Raw genomic sequence first — 18,168 nt, forward strand, 5'->3', positions numbered from 1 at the left:
CTCCTGAAGGCGCGAAAGGGCAACCTCGCGAGGCTAGTTCACGGCCGAGACGGCGTCTCCTGCGTTTTGTCCGTCGGCGGGCCAGGTTCCGTGGCCCCGGCGGAGGCGGATGAGCCACCGGGCCGGATGTCCGTGTTGTCCGAGGACTGGCGCGCGGGCGGCGAGCGTCGCGGACGTCACCAGCGGCGTATGTAGCCTGGCGAGATGCGTGGAGTATGGCTTGAGCAGATGGGTGAGCCGTGGGCCGTTCAGGAAGTGGCCGACCGAGAGGTGCGGCCAGGCGGTGTGCTGGTCGACGTCGTGGCCGTGCGGGTGCCGTCCTACACCCGCCAGGTGCTCACGGGTGAACTGAACTACGACCTGCCGGTCCCTCTCGTCCCGGGGCCGACGTGCATCGGACGGGTACGGGCGGTGGCGGACGACGTGTTCGGCGTCACGGTGGGCGAAGTGGCGTTGTGCAACTCGCTGTACTCCTCGGGCGAGATGTCCGGTTCACCGGACGAGATCCTCATCGGGTGGACCGGCAGTGGCAGCGCACGTTCGGCCCGTATGCAACACCAGTGGCGGCACGGCAGCTTTGCCCAGAGGGCCTGCTACCCCGCCTCCTGTGTGACGGTCCTTCCCGGAGCGGACCAGTGGACACGACCGGAGCTGCTGCCCTTTCTCGCATCACTGGCCATCGCGGACGGGGGCCTGCGCCGGGGCGGGCTGCGCGGCGGGCAGAGCGTCATCGTGAACGGTGCCACCGGGAATCTCGGGGGAGCGGCCGTATTCGCGGCTCTCGCGCGCGGTGCCACGCAGGTGATCGCCACCGGACGCAGGCGAGAGTCCCTGGCCGCGCTGGTGGAACTGGATCCGAGGGTGAAGCCGGTGGTGCTGACCGGCGACCGCGCCCGGGACGGTGAGGCCATCCGCGCCCAGACCGACGCGGGGGCCGACCTGCTGCTGGACGTTGTCGGCAACACCCCCACCACCGACCCCACACTGGCCTGCCTGGACGCGCTGCGCCTGCGCGGCACCGCTGTCCTGGTCGGGGGCGTCCGCCATGAACTCGCCCTGCCCTACCAGCGCATCCAGCGGCAACAGCTCACCGTGACGGGTTCGTTCATGTTCGACTCCGCGACCGCGCTGGAAGTCTGGCAACTCGTGCGCGCCGGAACGATCGACCTGACGCGGGTGAGGGCTCACTCGTACGACCTGGAGCACTTCGACGACGCACTGGAGACGGCCGCCTCACTGAGCGGTCTGGACTACACGGTGCTGCTCCCGGGAAGCTGACACCGGCGAGACCGTTCCCGGTTGCCCTTAAGCCGCCGCAAGCCGCCGCAAGCCGACGCGTCAGACCTCCTCGCGCATCAGCCGCAGATACACCACCGAGAACACCGCGCCCACCAGCAGCAACAGCAGGGCCACCGCCGTGCCGTAGCCGATCAGGGACTTGTTGAACGCCTGGTCGTACATGAAGACCGGGAGGGTCTGGCTGCGGTTTCCCGGGCCGCCCCGGGTCATGGCCCAGATGAGGCCGAACACCGACAGCGTCTGCAACGTGTTCAGCATCAGATTGGTGCCGATGGAGCGGCGGATCATCGGCAGGGTGATGTGCCAGAAGCGGCCGAGGCCACCGGCGCCGTCGACCTCCGCCGCCTCGGTGATCTCCTTGGGGATCTCGGACAGCGCGGCGGAGTAGACGAGCATCGAGAAGGCCGTGCCGCGCCAGACGTTGGCGAAGGAGACGGCGAGGATGGGCAGGGTGTAGAGCCAGTTCTGGGACGGCAGGCCCAGCCAGTCCAGCAGGGCGTTGAGCGTGCCCTCACGGCGGAAGAACGCGTACAGCAGGAAGCCCGCCACGATCTCGGGGACGACCCAGGCCGCGATGACGATCGCGCCGGTCAGCGTGCGCACCGGCCGGGAGGCGCGCTGCATCAGGGCGGCCAGGGCCAGGCCGAGGGTGTTCTGGCCGACGAGGGAGGAGAGGACGGTGAAGACGAGGGTGAGGACGACGGCGTTGCGGAAGTCGTCGTCCCCGAAGGCGCGCCGGAAGTTGTCCAGGCCCACGAAGTCCGTGGAGGACGCGCCCGTGAGCTGCATATTGGTGAAGGCGATATAGACGCAGTAGGCGATCGGGCCACCGAGGAAGAGCAGCAGCATGACGGTGGCGGGGGCGAGCGGAAGCCAGCGCAGGGGGCGGCCGCGACGGGGGCCGCCCGGCCGGGCCGGGGTCTCCGTCGGGGCCGCCGCCACCTTGGTCGCGGTTGCCATCGGGGTGCGGCCCTCAGCCCTGGCCGCCCGCCGCCACCGTGGCGCCGTCGGTGATGGACTTCAGCTGGTCGTCGTACGCCTTGGCGGCCTTCTCCGGTGAGGTGTCACCCGCGGTCGCCGCCTCCATGGCCTCGCCGATCGCGGTCGAGACCTGCGGATAGATGGGGGTGGTGGGGCGGTAGTGGGTGTGCTTCACCAGGCTCGTGAAGAAGGTGATCCCGGGCATGGAGGAGGTGTACTCCGGATCCTGTGCGACGTCCTTGCGGACCGCTATCTGCGCGTCGACGATGTCCCAGCTGACCGCGTTGTCCTTGGTCTGGAGCTGCTCGATGAACTTCCAGGCCAGATCGGGGTTCTTGGACTTCGCGGTGATCGCCCACGTCCAGCCGCCGGACATGCTGACCTTGCCGGGCGCCTGGCCGTGCTGGGTGGGCATCGGGGCCTGGCCGAGGGTCTTGGACCACTCGGGCCACGGCTTGCCGCCGGACTTCAGCCAGTTCTGGCCGAGCCAGGAGCCGTCGAGGGCGATGGCCAGCTTGCCCTCGGGGAGCCATTCGCTGAAGACGGTGGTGCCGACGTTGGGGTCGAGTGCGTCGGAGATGTCCGGGCCGAGCTTCTGGGAGTAGACGGTCTTGAGGAAGCCGAGGGCGTCGCTGAACCCCTTGCCGCCGGTCACCCACTTCTTGGCGCCGGGGTCGTAGAGCGGGTTCCCGCCCGCCTCGCCCGTGCCGTACAGCAGCATCTCGAAGCCCTGCATCACGGAGGTCTCGCCCGGGGCCTTGCCGGTGTAGACGTTGAGCGGGGTGACGCCGGGGACCTTCTTCTTGATCGTGCGGGCCGCCTGGAGGATCTCGTCCCAGTTCTTGGGGGACCAGTCCGCGGGCAGTCCGGCCTTGGCGAAGATCTCCTTGTTGAACCACAGGCCGCGGGTGTCGGTGCCGTCCGGGATGCCGTACGTCTTGCCGTCCTCGGCCTTGGCCGCGGACTTCGCGGTGTCGACGAACTGGTCCCAGGTCTTCCACTTGGCCAGATAGCTGTCGAGGGGGCGCAGATAGCCCGCCTTGATGTCGGAGTTGATCCGGAAGGTGTCCTCGTAGACCAGGTCGGGGGCGGTCTTCGGGGACCGCATCATCTGCTGGACCTTGGTGGCGTAGTCGTTGTCCTGCGCCTGGATCGGGACCAGCTTGACCTTCTTGCCGGGGTTGGCCTTCTCGAACTGCTTCTTGACCTTGGCGAGGTGGTTGTCCTTGAAGCGGATCTTGTTGTCGGTGGACCGGTTGTAGGCCACCTTGACGGTGTTCGGGTCGCTGCCCGAACCGCCACCGCAGGCTGTGATCAGCCCGGCGGTGGCGGCGAGCGTGGCGGCGAGGATCAGTGGAGCGGTGGGGCGCACGGGCACGACCTCCTTGCTGGCCTCTGTGGGCTGCGCGCTGACCGTAAGGTCGGCTTCAACGGAAGGTCAATCCCCGTGACCTGGATCGCCGCTTGATCGAACGCCGCCGGGTCGTACGGAACCGGTGGCTCAGCCGTTGTAGCCCGCGAGCGCCTTGGTGAAGTCGTACGTGCCCTGGTCGATACCGCTGCACGCGTCCCCGTCCGTGCCGGAGCCGCACTTGCGGTCGCGGTTGAGCGACCAGAAGCTGACGCGGGCCAGGTGGTGGCTGGTGGCGTAGGAGACCGTGTCCTTGAAGTCGTTCAGGGATATCGTCTCGCCCTCGACATCGGTCTTGCCGTTCATCGAGGAGAAGCCGACCTTGCGGTAGGCGGCGTCGGAAGAGAGGCCGTAGGCGCTCGCCACCGTGTTCTTCAGGCCGTCCACCGCGGACTTGGTGGCCGCCGCCATGTCGATCGAGCCCTGGCCGAAGTCGAACGGCATGACCGCCCAGCCGTCCACGTCGAGCCCGGCGGTGGCGCCGCGCCTGACCAGGTCCTGGCCATTGGAGTCGGGGCCGGTCGTGGTGGTGCCGAAGGTGATGTACACCTTGATGCCGCTGTTCTTCTGCTTGACCGTCTTGAGCGCGTCGATCACGCGCTGGCGGACCGTCGCGTTCTCGAACTCGCTCGCTTCGATGTCGATGTCGATCGACTTGAGCTGGTAGGCGTCGATGACCTTCTGGTACGCGTCGGCGAGCGCGGACGCGGAGGAACACTTCTCGCCCAGCTTGTTACCGCTCCAGCCGCCGAAGGAGACGGTGACATCGCCGCCCGCCGAGCGGATGGAGTTGATCGTGGACTGGTCGTTGCCGCCGGTGAGCGCGCGGGAGCCGTCCCACTTGGGGTTGCAGCCCCCGTCGGACAGCATGAACGCCATCGTGAACTGCTGGATGCCGGTGGCCGACATGACGTCCGTGGCGTTGGGCGGGGAGCCCCAACCCAGGTAGAGATACGGGCCGTTGAGCCCGCTGGGGGCGGCGGCGGTGTGCGGTGCCTCCGGTGTGGCCTGGGGTGCCGCCTGGGCGGTGGCCGCCGTGGTGGCGCCCGCGCCGAGCAGGCCGATGGCGGCGGCGAGGGCGAGTCTGCGGTGGGTCGGCTTGGAAAGAGGCATGGCTGATGGAGCCTCCTGGTGGGGGGTGGGAGGAACGTCTCAAGCGGGGCCGTACCTAGCGAGGCTGAACCTAGCGAGGCGGCATGGCCGCGACAAGATGCCGGATAGGAAACTTTCCTATTGAGGCCAACCGCAGCTGATCGCCTGCCTGTTGTGGCGGTCAGTCCGATCAAGTAGGGTCACCTAACGTGAACACCGGACCGGCGCTACGCCACGCACGGATTGGCCACCCGGCGGAGGGCTGATCACGCGGCGGGTGCGAAGAACGCATCCCCTCAGTTCGGCACGCGGACCTCCCGGCACTCGCGCACCGCGAGTCCGTTTTCCGTGTCGAGCAACAACGAGGTCGGCCGAATGACAGCCACGTTCAACCACACCATTATCGCTGCCAAGGACCGCGGCGATTCGGCTCGGTTCTTCCGGAAGTTGTTGGAACTCTCAGAAGCGCTGTCCTGGGGCCCATTCACCAACATCCAGCTCCGCGATGGCGTGCTAATGCAGTTCGCCGAGCCTCCGGTGGAGATCCAGATGCAGCACTACGCGTTTCCCCAGGGCGTCGCCACCATCCAGGCCTAGCCGGTGGTGGTCCGATTCCAGAAGTGGTGGGTGAGGCCGCTCGCCGAGGTTGCCGACTCGACGGTGAAGCGGTCCTGGACTCCGGCCTGCCCCTCCCACAGCGAGACCCCGGTGCCGAGGGTGATGGGCACGGTGACCAGGTGCATGAAGTCGATGAGGTCGGCCGTCAGGAACTGCCGGACGGTGGAGGGGCCGCCGCCGATGCGCACGTCCCGGCCGTCGGCGAGGTCCTGGGCGTGGGCGAGTGCGTCCCCGGGGCTGGCGTCGAGAAAGTGGAAGCTCGTCCCGTTGTCGAAGTGGATGGGGTCACGCCGATGGTGGGTGAGTACCACCACGGGCGTGTGGAAGGGGGGTTCGTCGCCCCACCAGCCCCGCCAGTCGTCGTCGGTCCACTCGCCGGTCTGCGGACCGAACTTGCCCCGGCCCATGATCTCGGCCCCGATGCCCTGACCCCAGGTGCTGGTGAGAGCGCGATCGAGGGTGATCGGTTCATCCGTGACGTCCACGCCGTGGATGAAGCGTCCGTCGAAGCGCGCGAACAGTCTCCCGGCGTCCCCGATGGGCTTGTCAATCGTGATCGTCTCGCCCGCGCTGTAGCCGTCGAGGGAAACGAAGAAGTTGTGTACCCGGGCCTTGGCCATGTGGTTCACCTTCGGTGAGTGATTGCGGATTGCAACTGGTTGATGAACTCTACGATGGAGGAGTTGCGAGGAGCAATCAGTTGCCGTCGGGCCCGATCAGCGGCCATCAGCCGGGAGGGGGTGCGCGATGCGTGAGGAGCCGCGCTCGGGATGTGCGATCAACGCCGCCGTGGAGGTCCTGGGGGATCCGTGGACCCTGATCGTGCTGCGCGACGTGATCTTTGGCGGCCGTCGGCACTTCCGCGATCTGCTGACCCGGAACGACGAGGGCATCGCGTCCAACGTCCTCGCCAGCAGGCTGCGCAAGCTTGTCGAGGGGGGCCTGCTCACCCGCGACGATGCCGTGCGTGGCCAGAGGGCCACCTACACCCTCACCGAGGCGGGCATCCGGACGCTTCCGGTGATGGTCGCCCTCGGCGCGTGGGGGCTGCGGCACCGGCCCACGACCCCGGCGCTCGCGGTGCGTGCCCGCCTCCTCGCGGAGGGGGCCCCGCACCTCGTCGATGAGCTCATGGACGAACTGCGCGAGATCCACCTCGGCGTCACGCGCGAGAACCCGAAGAGCCCCACCGCTTCCGAGCGGTTGCGGCAGGCGTACGAAGCCGCGATCACGGCCGGAGACGGCCGCCCCTAGGGCTCGCTCGGTGCTGGCTCAGTGCTCGCTGAGCCAGCGGTACAGCAGCTCGGGCCGTCCGATCTGCCCGTAGTGTGGGGCGCGGGCCGCGCGTCCGGCCTCCACCAGGTGCTCCAGATAGCGGCGGGCGGTGATCCGGGAGATCCCCACGGTCTCGGCGGTGGCCGCGGCCGAGATGCCCTCCTCCTCCGCGCCGCGCAGCGCCTCCGTGACCGCGTGCAGGGTGGCCTGGGTCAGCCCCTTCGGCATCGCGGCGGGCTGCGGCGTACGCAGCGCGGCCAGCGCCCGGTCCACCTCGTCCTGCCCGCTGGCCTCGCCCGCGGTCGCGCGGAACTCGGCGTAACGGAGCAGGCGGTCCCGGAGGGTGGAGAATGTGAACGGTTTCAGCACGTACTGCACGACCCCGAGGGAGACCCCGTCGCGGACCACCGCGAGGTCCCTGGCCGAGGTGACCGCGATCACATCCGCCCCGTTCCCGGCGGCGCGCAGCGCCCGTACGAGCTGGAGGCCGTGTCCGTCGGGGAGGTAGAGGTCCAGCAGCAGCAGGTCGGCGGGCGTCCGTTCAAGCAGCCGCTGGGCGTCCCCGCCACTGTGCGCCGCCCCGACGACGGCGAAGCCGGGAACGCGCTCGACGTACATCCGGTGGGCGTCCGCCGCGACGGGGTCGTCCTCGACGACGAGAACCCGGATCGGCGCCGGATCCCCGGGACGCGCCTGCGGCGGGCTCATGAACGGATTCCTCTCGAATCGAAGCGCGGTCGAAACGCGGTGTACGCGGGAGCTAAGGGCTCCAATTTACGGAGGGTAACCGCACGTGGCCAGATCCCTGCGGTGACGATTCCCCTACCCCCCGCTACTCCCCGCCTCCCAGGGCCTCCGCCCCCGAGACCCCCGCTCCCGTACGGCCGGATAGGGCCGCTGGCGGCGCTGTCAGGGGGAGGCGGGCGGTGAATTCGGCGCCGCCTTCCGGGGACGCCGTGACCTCGACCGTGCCCGCGTTGCGCCGGGCGGCCTGCCGGACCAGGGCCAGGCCGAGGCCGCGGCCCGGGGACTTCGTGCTCCAGCCGCGGTGGAAGACCTCCTCGGCCGCCGCCGGGTCGAGCCCGGCACCGGTGTCCGCTACGCGGAGGGTCAGCTCACCGGCGTCCGCGCGGGCGGTGACCGTGACGCGGGCGCTGCGCGGGGCCGCCTCGTTGCCGACGCCCTCGGCGGCGGCGTCCGTGGCGTTGTCGATGAGGTTGCCGAGGATGGTCACCAGGTCGCGGGCGGGCAGGCCGGGCGGGAGTACGCCGTCGTCTATGCGGCTGTCGGGGGCCAGCACGAGTTCGACGCCGCGCTCACTGGCCTGGGCCGCCTTGCCCAGCAGCAGGGCGGCCAGGACGGGTTCGGCGACGGCCGCCACCACCTGGTCGGTCAGCGCCTGGGCCAGCTCCAGCTCGGCGGTGGCGAAGTCGACCGCCTCGTCCTCCCGGCCCAGCTCGATCAGCGAGACCACGGCGTGCAGCCGGTTCGCCGCCTCATGGGCCTGGGAGCGCAGCGCCTCCGCGAAGCCGCGCACCGAGTCCAGCTCGCCGGAGAGCGCCTGGAGCTCGGTGTGGTCGCGCAGCGTGACGACCGTGCCGCGCTGCTCACCGCTGCTCACCGGTGAGGTGTTGACCACCACGACCCGCTCCGCGGTCAGATGCAGCTCGTCCACGCGCGGCTCGGTGGCCAGCAGGGCGCCGGTCAGCGCGGGCGGCAGGCCCAGGTCGGAGACGTAACGGCCGACGGAGTCCCCGGGCAGGCCGAGCAGCTCCCGCCCGCCGTCGTTGATCAGCGCGATCCGCCGCCGGCCGTCGAGCATCAGCAGCCCCTCGCGCACGGCGTGCAGCGCGGCCTGGTGGTAGTCGTGCATCCGGCTCAGCTCGGCCGCGTTCATCCCGTGGGTGTGGCGGCGCAGCCGGGCGTTGATCACATACGCGCACAGCCCGCCGAGCGCGAGCGCCGCGGCCGCCACACCCAGCAGCGCGAGCAGCTGGCGGCGCACCTGGGCGCTGATGGTGTCCACCGTGATGCCCGCGCTGACCAGGGCGGTGATCCGGCCGCCCGCGCGGGCGTCGCGCACCGGGGCGACCACGCGCACGGAGGAGCCCAGCGTGCCGGTGTAGGTCTCGGCGAAGATCCGCCCGCGCAGCGCGGGCCCGATGTGGCCGAGGTAGGTGGCGCCGATCTGGCGCGGATCGGGGTGCGCCCAGCGCACCCCGTGGGTATCCATGATCGTGACGAAGGTGACGCCGGTGTCCCGGCGCACCTTCTCCGCGTACGGCTGGAGCCGGGCCGTGGGGTCCTTGGACCGCACGGCCCCGGCGACCGACGGGGAGTCGGCGACGGCCACCGCGGCGGCGGTCGCCCGCTGCCGCGCGGCCACCACCGCCTGCTCGCGGTCGGTGACGTAGGCGAAGACGGCGCATCCGGCCACCAGGGCGGCCACCAGCACGACCTGCATCGCGAACAGCTGGCCCGCCAGGCTGCGGGGGCGGGGGATGCGCATGGCCATCAGTCTGCACACGCATCTTTGTATGAACGAAATGAACGGAAGGGTGACCCCCGTCACAGGGCTGAGGCATAGTCGCCGGGACCGTTCAAGGCGGTGTGCGAGCCGCACACAGTACAGCGCCGGGACAGTTGGACGGCAGACCAGAAGGAGGCAGCACCGTGGCTGCGGACACCACGCCGCCCGCATCGGGACGTACGGAGCCGGAGCGGACGAAGCCGAAGAAAGAAAGGATTCACTACCTCTATCTCGCCGTCATCGGCGCGGTGGCGCTGGGCATCCTCGTGGGCTTCGTGGCCCCCGATACGGCGGTGGAGCTCAAGCCCATCGGCGAAGGCTTCGTCAAGCTCATCAAGATGCTGATCTCGCCGATCATCTTCTGCACGATCGTGCTCGGCGTCGGTTCGGTACGGAAGGCCGCGAAGGTCGGTGCCGTGGGCGGTCTCGCCCTCGGCTACTTCATGGTGATGTCGACCGTGGCGCTCGCCATCGGCCTGGTGGTCGGCAACTTCCTCGACCCCGGCAGCGGTCTCCACATGAGCCATGAGGCGGCCCAGGCCGGGCAGAGCCAGGCCGACGGCGCCTCCGAGTCGACGGCGGACTTCCTGCTCGGCATCATTCCGACGACGCTGATCTCCGCCTTCACCCAGGAGCAGGTGTTGCAGACCCTGTTCGTGGCCCTCCTCACGGGCTTCGCCCTCCAGGCGATGGGCAAGGCGGGCGACCCGGTGCTGCGCGGCATAGGCCACATACAGCAGCTCGTCTTCAAGCTGCTGTCCATGGTCATGTGGGCCGCCCCGGTCGGCGCCTTCGGCGCGATGGCCGCCGTCGTCGGCGAGACCGGTCTGGACGCGCTCAAGGCGCTCGCGGTCATCATGGTCGGCTTCTATGTGACCTGCGCGCTCTTCGTGTTCCTCGTCCTTGGGGCGATCCTGCGGCTGGTCGCGGGCGTGAACATCTTCCTGCTGCTGAAGTACCTGGCGCGGGAGTTCCTGCTGATCCTCTCGACGTCCTCCTCCGAATCCGCGCTGCCGCTGCTGATCGCGAAGATGGAGCACGCGGGCGTCAGCAGGCCGGTGGCCGGTATCACCGTCCCCACGGGCTACTCCTTCAACCTGGACGGCACCGCCATCTACCTGACGATGGCCTCGCTGTTCATCGCGGAGGCCATGGGCGACCCGCTCTCCATAGGCCAGCAGATATCCCTGCTCGTCTTCATGATCGTCGCCTCGAAGGGCGCCGCCGGGGTGACCGGTGCGGGCATGGCGACGCTGGCGGGCGGCCTCCAGTCGCACCGGCCCGAACTGGTCGACGGCGTCGGCCTCATCGTCGGCATCGACCGCTTCATGAGCGAGGCCCGCGCCCTCACCAACTTCGCGGGCAACGCGGTCGCGACCGTCCTGGTCGGCACCTGGACCAAGGAGGTCGACAAGGAGCGGATGAACGAGGTCCTCGCCGGACGGCTGCCGTTCGACGCGGACGGCTTCGCCCGCAGCGGCGGTGGCCACGGCCCGGCCGGGGACGACTCCGAGTCGGCGGAGGGCGCGTCCGTTCCCGGGCGGCGCGACGGTGATTCGGCGAAGGAGCAGGTGCCCGCCTGAGGCTCCGCCTGAGACTCCGGCCGAGATCCCGGACACCCCACGCGTAACGCGGCCCTGCCCTCCTGAATCGGGGCAGGGCCGTTGCGGGTGTCAGGGGACCGGATCGTGGCCGTGCCGCGGCCGCATGAGACATGAGAATGGCGCCCCGCGTCTTCCCCCCGTTGGAAGACGCGAGACGCCGGTATGTGCCCGGCCGCCAAGGGGCCCAAAGGGCCCCAAAGGGTCCGAGGGGGCCCTTGGCGGTGCTCGGCTGGTCATCGGCGCCGAAGGCGCCCTAGCGCTCGCCGTCCGGCGTGCGCCGCAGCTGTTCCGGCAGGGCCGTCCACTCGGGGCCCTCGCTCAGGGGCTTGACCCAGGCGATGTTCCCGCCGGTGTCCACGTAGGCGACCCGGCCCATGGCCTCACGTTCGAGGTCGTAGACGAGCTCGCCGATCCGTGGTGTGCTCTGTGTTCCTCCTGCGGTGGTCATGAGCCGCCTCCTCGGCACCTCACTGCCATACCGTCCCCCGTTCATCGTCGGAAGAGGGCCCGGAGAGCGGAGAGTTCCGTTCCGGCCGCCGCCGGTGGCGGTGATCGGGGAGAGCTCCTGGTGCCCGTGAGACCCTCGAACACTCGTAGGGTGCTACGAGCCGCTGATATACCGCTGATGCCTCGCTGACCCGAACCCGTGGGTAGGCTTCCAGGTGGTCACGGTGAATTTCTGGTACCAACGGGGGCAGTGTGTGGACGGGACCGAGTTTTGCCTGTTGGGACCGGTCGGAATATGGCAGGACGAGCGTCTGCTGGGGCCAACCGCCGCACAGCAGCGGTCCGTTCTGGCGATGCTCCTGATGGCCTCCGGCCGTGTGGTGTCCGTCGACAGGCTGGTGTTGGCAGTATGGGGCGAGGACCCGCCGGGGTCCGCGCGAAACGCCGTACAGGTGCAGATTTCCAAGCTGCGGCGGATCCTGTCCCCCTTGCCCGGGACCGAGTTGGCGACATCGGCGAAGGGCTATTCGCTGGCCGTCGCGCGTGAACAGGTCGATCTGCACCGGTTCCGCGATCTGGTGCGGGCCGCACGGGAGGCGGGGGCGCCCGAGGGCGCCGAGACCGCGGAGACCGCCGAGACCGCCGAAGCCGCCGAGGCCCGGGCCGGGAAGCTGCTGCGCGCCGCGCTCCAGCTGTGGCGCGGGCCCGCGCTGGCGGATGTCTCGGGCGGCTGGCTGCCCGAGACCCTGGGCGCGGGTCTGGAGGAGGAGCGGCGGGCGGCGGTCGAGGAGTGCGCCGCGATCGATCTGCGCTCCGGACGCCACCACGAGGCCGCCGCGGAGCTCTCCGCCCTGGTGGCGGAGCACCCTTTGCGGGAGCGCTCGGTGGCCCTGCTGATGGAGGCGCTACGACGCTGCGGCAGGCGGGCCGACGCCCTCGCCCTGTTCCGCTCCACCCGCCGGAGGTACGTGGAGGAGCTGGGCATCGAGCCCGGCGACGAACTGCAGCGCCTCCACCGACAGGCACTCGACGACAGCCGGGACGGCAGGCGCGACTGGGGCGCCCGGGACCCCCGGGATGCCCGCGACCCCCGGGCCGACCGGGACCGCCAGGATGCCCGCGACCCCCGGGCCCACCGGGACCGCCAGGATGGCTGGGACCGCCGGGGCGACCAGGATGGTCTGGTTAGCCGGGGACATCGGGTCGGCCGAGGCGAGCGGGATGGCCGGGACGGCCGGGACAGTCGGGATGCCAGGTCCGGCCGGGACAGTCGAGACACAAGGGAGCGCCGGGACAATCTAGATGCCCGGTACAACCCGGACGGCCGTGGCAGCCGAGATGGCCGGGGTCACTGGGACGGCCGTGACGGTCAGGACGGTCAGGACGGTCAGGGCAGCCTGGGTGACGGGGACGGTCGGGATGGCCGTGACAGCCGGGGCGACCAGGATGGTCGGGGCGGCTGGGACGGTCGGGACCGCCAGGGCGATCAGGACGGCCGGGACAGTCGTGACGGCCAGGGCGACCGGGCTGGCCGTGGCAGCCAGGGCCGCCGTGACAGCCAGGACATCAGGGACGGCCGGGACAGCCGGGGTAGCCGGGGTGTCGCGTACGAGCGGAGCGACCCGGGTGGCCGGTTCGATCGGGGTGAGGGGCGCTATCGGGGGCTGGGGGCGGTTGGGGGTGTCTCCGGTGCGGTGTCGGCCGACGTGGCGCTCGCGTCCGAGCCCGGCCCGGAGGGCGCCGGGGCCTCCGACGAAGTCCACGACGAGGTTCCCGAAGCCGCCGAGCCCTCGGGCATCCCCGCGCCCGCTCCCGAGCAGATCACCGTCGTCACCGCCGTGCCCCAGCAACTCCCCTCCGACGTCGCCCACTTCACCGGCCGTGAGCGCGAGTTGGCCGGGCTGGACGCCCTGCTCGAGGGCGGGGCCGGGGGCCGGGCGGCCACGGCCGCGCGGATCACCGTGATCGCGGGCAGTGGCGGCCTCGGCAAGACGACCCTCGCGGTGCACTGGGCCCACCGCGTCCGCGACCGGTTCCCCGACGGTCAGCTCTATGTGAACCTGCGCGGCTTCGGTCCCACCGACTCGGCCATGACCACCGCCGAGGCCGTACGGGGCTTCCTGGACGCCTTCCAGGTGCCCGCCGACCGGATCCCCGCGACCATCGAGGCGCAGACCGCGCTGTACCGGAGCCTGCTGGCCGACCGCCGGATGCTGATCCTGCTCGACAACGCCAGGGACGCCGAGCAGGTGCGGCCCCTGCTGCCCGGTTCCCCAGGCTGCCTGGTGGTGCTGACCAGCCGTAACGAGCTCACCAGCCTGGTCGTCGCCGAGCAGGCCCAGCCGCTGCCGCTGGATCTGCTCGACCGCGGCGAGGCGCGCGAAGTGCTGATCAGCCGGGTGGGCACCGAGCGGGTGGTCGCCGAACCCAAGGCCGTGGGGGAGGTCATCACGGTGTGCGCCGGGCTGCCGCTCGCGCTCGCCATCGTGGCCGCCCGCGCCGCCACCCACCCCCGCTTCGGCCTCGGGGCGCTCGCCGGAGAGCTGCGCGCCGCCCGCGGCAGCCTCGACGCGTTCGAGGGCGGGGACGCCACCACCGACGTCCGGGCCGTCTTCTCCTGGTCGTACCACGCCCTGGACGCCGACACCGCCCGGCTGTTCCGGCTGCTGGGAGTCCACCCGGGCCCCGACATCGCGGCCCCCGCGGCCGCCAGCCTGGTGGGGATCCCGGTGCCGCAGGCCCGCCGGCTGCTGATCCAGCTGACCCGGGCGCATCTGATCACCGAGCGCGCCCCCGGCCAGTACGGCGTCCACGATCTGCTGCGCGCCTACGCCGTGGAGCTCACCCTGGCGTACGACGCGCAGGAGGACCGCCGCGCCGCGCTGCACCGGCTGCTCGACCACTATCTGCACACCGCCGTGGCCGCCGGGAAGGCATTCACCCCGAACCGGGAGCCGATCACGATCGGGCCGGTCCGGCGCGGCGTCGACGTCGGTGAGTTCCCGGGGCACGGCCAGGCGCTGCTCTGGTTCATCCGCACCTGTCCGGCGCTGATGGCTGCACTGCAGGAGGCCGCGGAGGCCGGATTCGAGACCCACGCCTGGCAACTGGCCTGGTCGCTCACCGAGTTCCTGGACCAGCGCGGCCACTGGCACGACCAGCGCACCGCCCACCGGATCGCCCTGGGCTCGGCCCACCGCGTCCGCGACCTCACCGGTCAGGCCCACTCCTGCTACGCCCTGGGCCTGGCCGATCTGCGGATGGGGCGCTACGACCGGGCCCGTGGTCATCTGGGGCGCGCGCTGAACCTCCACCGCGAGGTCGGCAACACCATCGGCCAGGCGCTGGCGCACGGTGCGCTCAACCTCGCCAGCGAGCGGGAGGGCCGCCATGACGAGGGGCTGCACCACGCGCTGCGCGCCCTGAAGCTGTACCGGGCGGCGGGCCACCGCGGCGGTGAGGCGTACGCCCTGAACAACGTCGGCTGGGCGTACGCCATGATGGGCGACTTCCAGCAGACCCTCGTCCACTGCGAGAAGGCGCTGACCATGCTGCGGCAGTCGGGGGACAGGCGCGGGGAGTCCGCCGCCTGGGACAGCCTGGGCTACGCCCATCAGCACGTGGGCGACCACCAGCAGGCCATCAGCTGCTACCGGCACGCGGTGGATCTGCGGCGCGGCCGGGGCGAGCGGGTCAGGGAGGCCGAGTCGCTGCACCGGCTCGGCAGCGCCCAGCTCGCCGCCGGGGACCGGGCCGGGGCCCGCCGCAGCTGGCAGCGGGCCCTGACCCGGTTCGACTCCCTCGGCCACCCCGACGCCCACCGGGTACGGGACGGCCTCACCGGGCTCGGCGGGTCCGACGGCTGACGGGGGCAACGCCGCGCGGCAGGGCGTACGTACGGTTCAGGCGGGCCGCAGCCAGATCGTCCCCAGCGGCGGCAGCACCGGCAGGATGGAGGCCGGACGGCCGTGCCACCCGGTGGGCTCGGCCTTCAGCGGCTCGGCGTTGACCACACCGCCGCCGCCGTAGCGCCGGTCGTCGGTGTTCAGCACCTCGCGCCACACCGGCACCGCCTCCGGCGTCCCGACGCGGTACTCCTGGCGGACCACCGGGGAGAAGTTGCTGACGGCCAGCAGCGGTGAGCCCTCGGCGTCATGGCGGAGGAAGGCGAAGACATTGTCCTCGCGGGCATCGCCCTCGATCCAGGAGAACCCCTCGGGATCGGTGTCCCGCTGCCACAGCGCGGGCGTGGCCGCGTACGCCCGGTTGAGGTCGCGCACCAGATCGCGGACGCCCCGGTGGTCGGGCTCGGCGGAGTACGACGGGTCCAGCAGCCACCAGTCGGGACCGTGGGCCTCCGACCACTCGGCGCCCTGCGCGAACTCCTGGCCCATGAACAGCAGTTGCTTGCCCGGATGGGCCCACATGAAGCCGAGGTAGGCGCGGTGGGTGGCGCGCCGCTGCCACCAGTCGCCGGGCATCTTCGACACCAGGGCCCGCTTGCCGTGCACCACCTCGTCGTGCGAGATCGGCAGCACATAGTTCTCGCTGTACGCGTACACCATGGAGAACGTCATCTCGTGGTGGTGATAGGCGCGGTGCACCGGCTCATGCCCGAGATAGGCCAGCGAGTCGTGCATCCAGCCCATGTTCCACTTCAGCCCGAAGCCGAGACCGCCGAAGCCGCTGGGGCCCACATGGTGGGTGGCCCGGGTGACCCCGTCCCACGCGGTGGACTCCTCGGCGATGGTGACCACGCCCGGGCAGCGGCGGTAGACGGTCGCGTTCATCTCCTGGAGGAAGGCGACCGCGTCCAGGTTCTCCCGGCCGCCGTGCGCGTTGGGCGTCCACTGGCCGGGCTCGCGGGAGTAGTCGAGGTAGAGCATGGAGGCGACGGCGTCCACGCGCAGACCGTCGATGTGGAACTCCTCGCACCAGTAGACCGCGTTCGCCACCAGGAAGTTGCGCACCTCAGGGCGCCCGTAGTCGAACTCCAGCGTGCCCCAGTCGGGGTGTGCGGCCCGCAGCGGATCCGCGGGCTCGTACAGCGGGCGGCCGTCGAACTCCGCCAGCGCCCAGGCGTCCTTCGGGAAGTGCGCGGGCACCCAGTCCACGATGACCCCGATGCCCGCCCGGTGCAGCGCGTCCACGAGGTACTTGAAGTCGTCGGGGGTGCCGAGCCGGGCCGTGGGCGCGTAGAAGCCGGTTACCTGGTAGCCCCAGGAGCCGCCGAAGGGGTGCTCGGCCACCGGCATCAGCTCGACATGGGTGAAGCCCAGGTCCTTGACGTACGCCGGAAGCTGTTCGGCCAGCTGCCGGTAGGTCAGCCCCGGCCGCCAGGACGGCAGATGCACCTCGTAGACGGAGAACGGCAGCTCGTGGACGTACCCGCCCGCCCGGCCCGCCATCCACGCCTCATCGCCCCAGTCGTGGTGCGAGGCGTGGACGACGGAGGCGGTGGCGGGCGGGCACTCGGTACGGCGCGCCATCGGGTCGGCGCGCAGCGAGTGGCCGCCGTCGGGCCCGGCGATCTCGAACTTGTAGAGCGCGCCCTCGCCCACACCCGGCAGGAACAGCTCCCAGACTCCGCTGCCGCCGAGCGAGCGCATCGGCAGCGCGGTGCCGTCCCAGTAGCTGAAGTCGCCGGTCAGCCGCACCCCGAGGGCATGGGGCGCCCATACGGTGAAACGGGTGCCGGTCACGCCCTGGTGGGTCATCGGCCGCGCGCCGAGCGCCCGCCACAGCTCCTCGTGGCGGCCCTCGCCGATGAGGTGCAGATCGAGTTCGCCGAGGGCGGGCAGGAAGCGGTACGGGTCGTGGAGCTCCAGCTCGGCGTCCTCGTACGCCACCAGCAGCCGGTAGTCCGGGATCTCCCGCAGCGGCAGCACCCCGGAGAACAGCCCGTTCCCCTCGGCCCGCAGCCGCGCGCGCAGCCCGGTGGCGGTGACGGTGACCGACCGGGCGTACGGGCGCAGGGCCCGGAACAGCACCCCGCCGCGCACGGGGTGGGCGCCGAGCACGGCGTGCGGATCGTGGTGCGCACCGGCCAGCAGCCGCCGCCGGTCCTCGTCCCCGAGCGGGGGCGCGGCCCGCACCCCGCGCCTGTTCTCCACCGCGTCGTCGGGGCCCGCGCCACCGCTCCCGGCCACGGGCCGCCCGGCGACCCGCGAGGGTCCGCCCACACCGCCGTCCTCCTCGTGCGGCTCCGCGCCCGCGCGGGGCGCACGGGGCACGGGCGGCGAGCCGTAGGACACCCGGGCGGCACGACTCGGCCGGGCGCCGTCACGTCCCGGAGACCCCGGCCCGGGCGCCCTGCCCGCCGACTCGACGGACGCGGGGTCGACACGCGGTCCCGAGGCCCGCCCCGGACCGCCTTCGGGACCGGCCTCGGGACCGGCCTGTGGGTCCGGCGGCAGCTCTGGCTGTCGGTCCGTGCGCGGGTCCGGTCGCCGGTCCGGGCGCGAACGCCCGGTCGGTGTGGTCGCCTCCCGCGCCGGGGCGGACTCCGCCACCGGAGCCGGGCTCGCCTCCGAGGCATCCGGGCCGGTGGACGGGGTCGGAGCCGGGCTCGCCTCTGAGACGCCCAGGCCGCGGGATGAGGTCGGCGCCGAGCGGTCCGCGCTCCCGCCCGGCCGGGCGGATTGGGCCGACTCCTGTTCGTGGTGTACGGGCGCCTGGGAGCCGGGGCGGCGGGAGGCGCCGGATTCCGCCGATTCCCGCTCGTGGCGTGTCTGGGTCTCGGAGCCGGGGCGGGGGGCGGCGCGCTCGGCCGTCTCCTGTTCGTGGCGTGCTGGGGTTTCGGTGTCCCGGCGGGCGGTGGCGGGTTGGGGCCGTGCGTGGGTGGGGGCGGGGAGGAACGTCGCCGGGCCCGCCGGGCCGGTTGTGGCGCCGGTGGCGGCGGGCGCGTGGCC

General features: G+C 71.5%; 12 protein-coding genes and 1 pseudogene. 5 read left to right on the top strand and 8 right to left on the bottom strand.

Translation table 11 applies throughout. The features are described from left to right. Positions 1-204: 204 nt before the first annotated feature. Positions 205-1,278: a zinc-binding dehydrogenase gene (locus VT50_RS27020; RefSeq protein WP_046084335.1), complete on the top strand. Its 1,074-nt coding sequence runs from the start codon at positions 205-207 to the stop codon at positions 1,276-1,278. Positions 1,279-1,338: 60 nt separating this feature from the next. Here the strand turns inward: VT50_RS27020 and VT50_RS27025 are convergent, their stop codons facing one another. From VT50_RS27025 to VT50_RS27035, 3 genes are all read right to left on the bottom strand, one after another. After that, positions 1,339-2,259 carry a carbohydrate ABC transporter permease gene (locus VT50_RS27025; RefSeq protein WP_046084336.1) on the bottom strand — a complete coding sequence of 307 codons (921 nt, stop codon included), beginning with the start codon at positions 2,257-2,259 and terminating at the stop codon, positions 1,339-1,341. 13 nt (positions 2,260-2,272) lie between these two features. Further along, a complete protein-coding gene (locus VT50_RS27030) occupies positions 2,273-3,652 on the bottom strand; it encodes an ABC transporter substrate-binding protein (RefSeq protein ID WP_046084337.1) in 1,380 nt (459 codons plus the stop codon). 129 nt (positions 3,653-3,781) lie between these two features. Continuing rightward, positions 3,782-4,804 (bottom strand): chitinase, encoded by a 1,023-nt coding sequence (locus tag VT50_RS27035; protein WP_046084338.1) that lies wholly within the window; start codon positions 4,802-4,804, stop codon positions 3,782-3,784. A 354-nt stretch (positions 4,805-5,158) separates the two neighbouring features. Here VT50_RS27035 and VT50_RS27040 point away from each other — a divergent pair. Beyond that, positions 5,159-5,350, top strand: a pseudogene (locus VT50_RS27040) (VOC family protein); the annotation flags it as partial. Between the two features lie 26 nt (positions 5,351-5,376). Here VT50_RS27040 and VT50_RS27045 read toward each other — a convergent pair. Continuing rightward, positions 5,377-6,021, bottom strand: coding sequence for a dihydrofolate reductase family protein (locus VT50_RS27045; protein WP_046084339.1), 645 nt, complete (start codon positions 6,019-6,021; stop codon positions 5,377-5,379). Between the two features lie 127 nt (positions 6,022-6,148). Between VT50_RS27045 and VT50_RS27050 the strand changes: the two genes are divergently transcribed. Continuing rightward, a complete protein-coding gene (locus tag VT50_RS27050; RefSeq protein WP_046084340.1) occupies positions 6,149-6,655 on the top strand; it encodes a winged helix-turn-helix transcriptional regulator in 507 nt (168 codons plus the stop codon). 18 nt (positions 6,656-6,673) lie between these two features. Here the strand turns inward: VT50_RS27050 and VT50_RS27055 are convergent, their stop codons facing one another. Then, on the bottom strand, positions 6,674-7,384 hold the full coding sequence (locus VT50_RS27055; RefSeq protein WP_046084341.1) for a response regulator: 711 nt from the start codon (positions 7,382-7,384) through the stop codon (positions 6,674-6,676). A 124-nt stretch (positions 7,385-7,508) separates the two neighbouring features. Next, positions 7,509-9,185 (bottom strand): sensor histidine kinase, encoded by a 1,677-nt coding sequence (locus tag VT50_RS27060; protein WP_046084375.1) that lies wholly within the window; start codon positions 9,183-9,185, stop codon positions 7,509-7,511. 164 nt (positions 9,186-9,349) lie between these two features. Here VT50_RS27060 and VT50_RS27065 point away from each other — a divergent pair, with 164 nt between their 5' ends. Next, the gene (locus VT50_RS27065) at positions 9,350-10,789 is read left to right on the top strand and encodes a cation:dicarboxylate symporter family transporter (RefSeq protein WP_046084342.1); all 1,440 of its coding nucleotides are present in this window, start codon (positions 9,350-9,352) and stop codon (positions 10,787-10,789) included. A 274-nt stretch (positions 10,790-11,063) separates the two neighbouring features. On the opposite strand, the gene VT50_RS27070 is transcribed toward VT50_RS27065, so the two are convergent. Beyond that, positions 11,064-11,258 carry a hypothetical protein gene (locus tag VT50_RS27070; RefSeq protein WP_046084343.1) on the bottom strand — a complete coding sequence of 65 codons (195 nt, stop codon included), beginning with the start codon at positions 11,256-11,258 and terminating at the stop codon, positions 11,064-11,066. Positions 11,259-11,511: 253 nt separating this feature from the next. Here VT50_RS27070 and VT50_RS27075 point away from each other — a divergent pair, with 253 nt between their 5' ends. Further along, positions 11,512-15,123 carry a BTAD domain-containing putative transcriptional regulator gene (locus tag VT50_RS27075; RefSeq protein WP_046084344.1) on the top strand — a complete coding sequence of 1,204 codons (3,612 nt, stop codon included), beginning with the start codon at positions 11,512-11,514 and terminating at the stop codon, positions 15,121-15,123. A gap of 36 nt (positions 15,124-15,159) precedes the next feature. Here the strand turns inward: VT50_RS27075 and glgB are convergent, their stop codons facing one another. Next, a complete protein-coding gene (glgB, locus tag VT50_RS27080) occupies positions 15,160-17,370 on the bottom strand; it encodes a 1,4-alpha-glucan branching enzyme (protein ID WP_046084376.1) in 2,211 nt (736 codons plus the stop codon). Positions 17,371-18,168 lie beyond the last annotated feature (798 nt).

It is taken from the genome of Streptomyces antioxidans (genome assembly GCF_000968685.2).
Lineage (GTDB): Bacteria > Actinomycetota > Actinomycetes > Streptomycetales > Streptomycetaceae > Streptomyces > Streptomyces antioxidans.

Coding starts and splice junctions, on each gene's coding strand:
- VT50_RS27020 (WP_046084335.1), top strand. CDS start 205: ATGCGTGGAGTATGGCTTGAGCAGATGGGTGAGCCGTGGGCCGTTCAG.
- VT50_RS27025 (WP_046084336.1), bottom strand. CDS start 2,259: ATGGCAACCGCGACCAAGGTGGCGGCGGCCCCGACGGAGACCCCGGCC.
- VT50_RS27035 (WP_046084338.1), bottom strand. CDS start 4,804: ATGCCTCTTTCCAAGCCGACCCACCGCAGACTCGCCCTCGCCGCCGCC.
- VT50_RS27045 (WP_046084339.1), bottom strand. CDS start 6,021: ATGGCCAAGGCCCGGGTACACAACTTCTTCGTTTCCCTCGACGGCTAC.
- VT50_RS27050 (WP_046084340.1), top strand. CDS start 6,149: ATGCGTGAGGAGCCGCGCTCGGGATGTGCGATCAACGCCGCCGTGGAG.
- VT50_RS27055 (WP_046084341.1), bottom strand. CDS start 7,384: ATGAGCCCGCCGCAGGCGCGTCCCGGGGATCCGGCGCCGATCCGGGTT.
- VT50_RS27060 (WP_046084375.1), bottom strand. CDS start 9,185: ATGCGCATCCCCCGCCCCCGCAGCCTGGCGGGCCAGCTGTTCGCGATG.
- VT50_RS27070 (WP_046084343.1), bottom strand. CDS start 11,258: ATGACCACCGCAGGAGGAACACAGAGCACACCACGGATCGGCGAGCTC.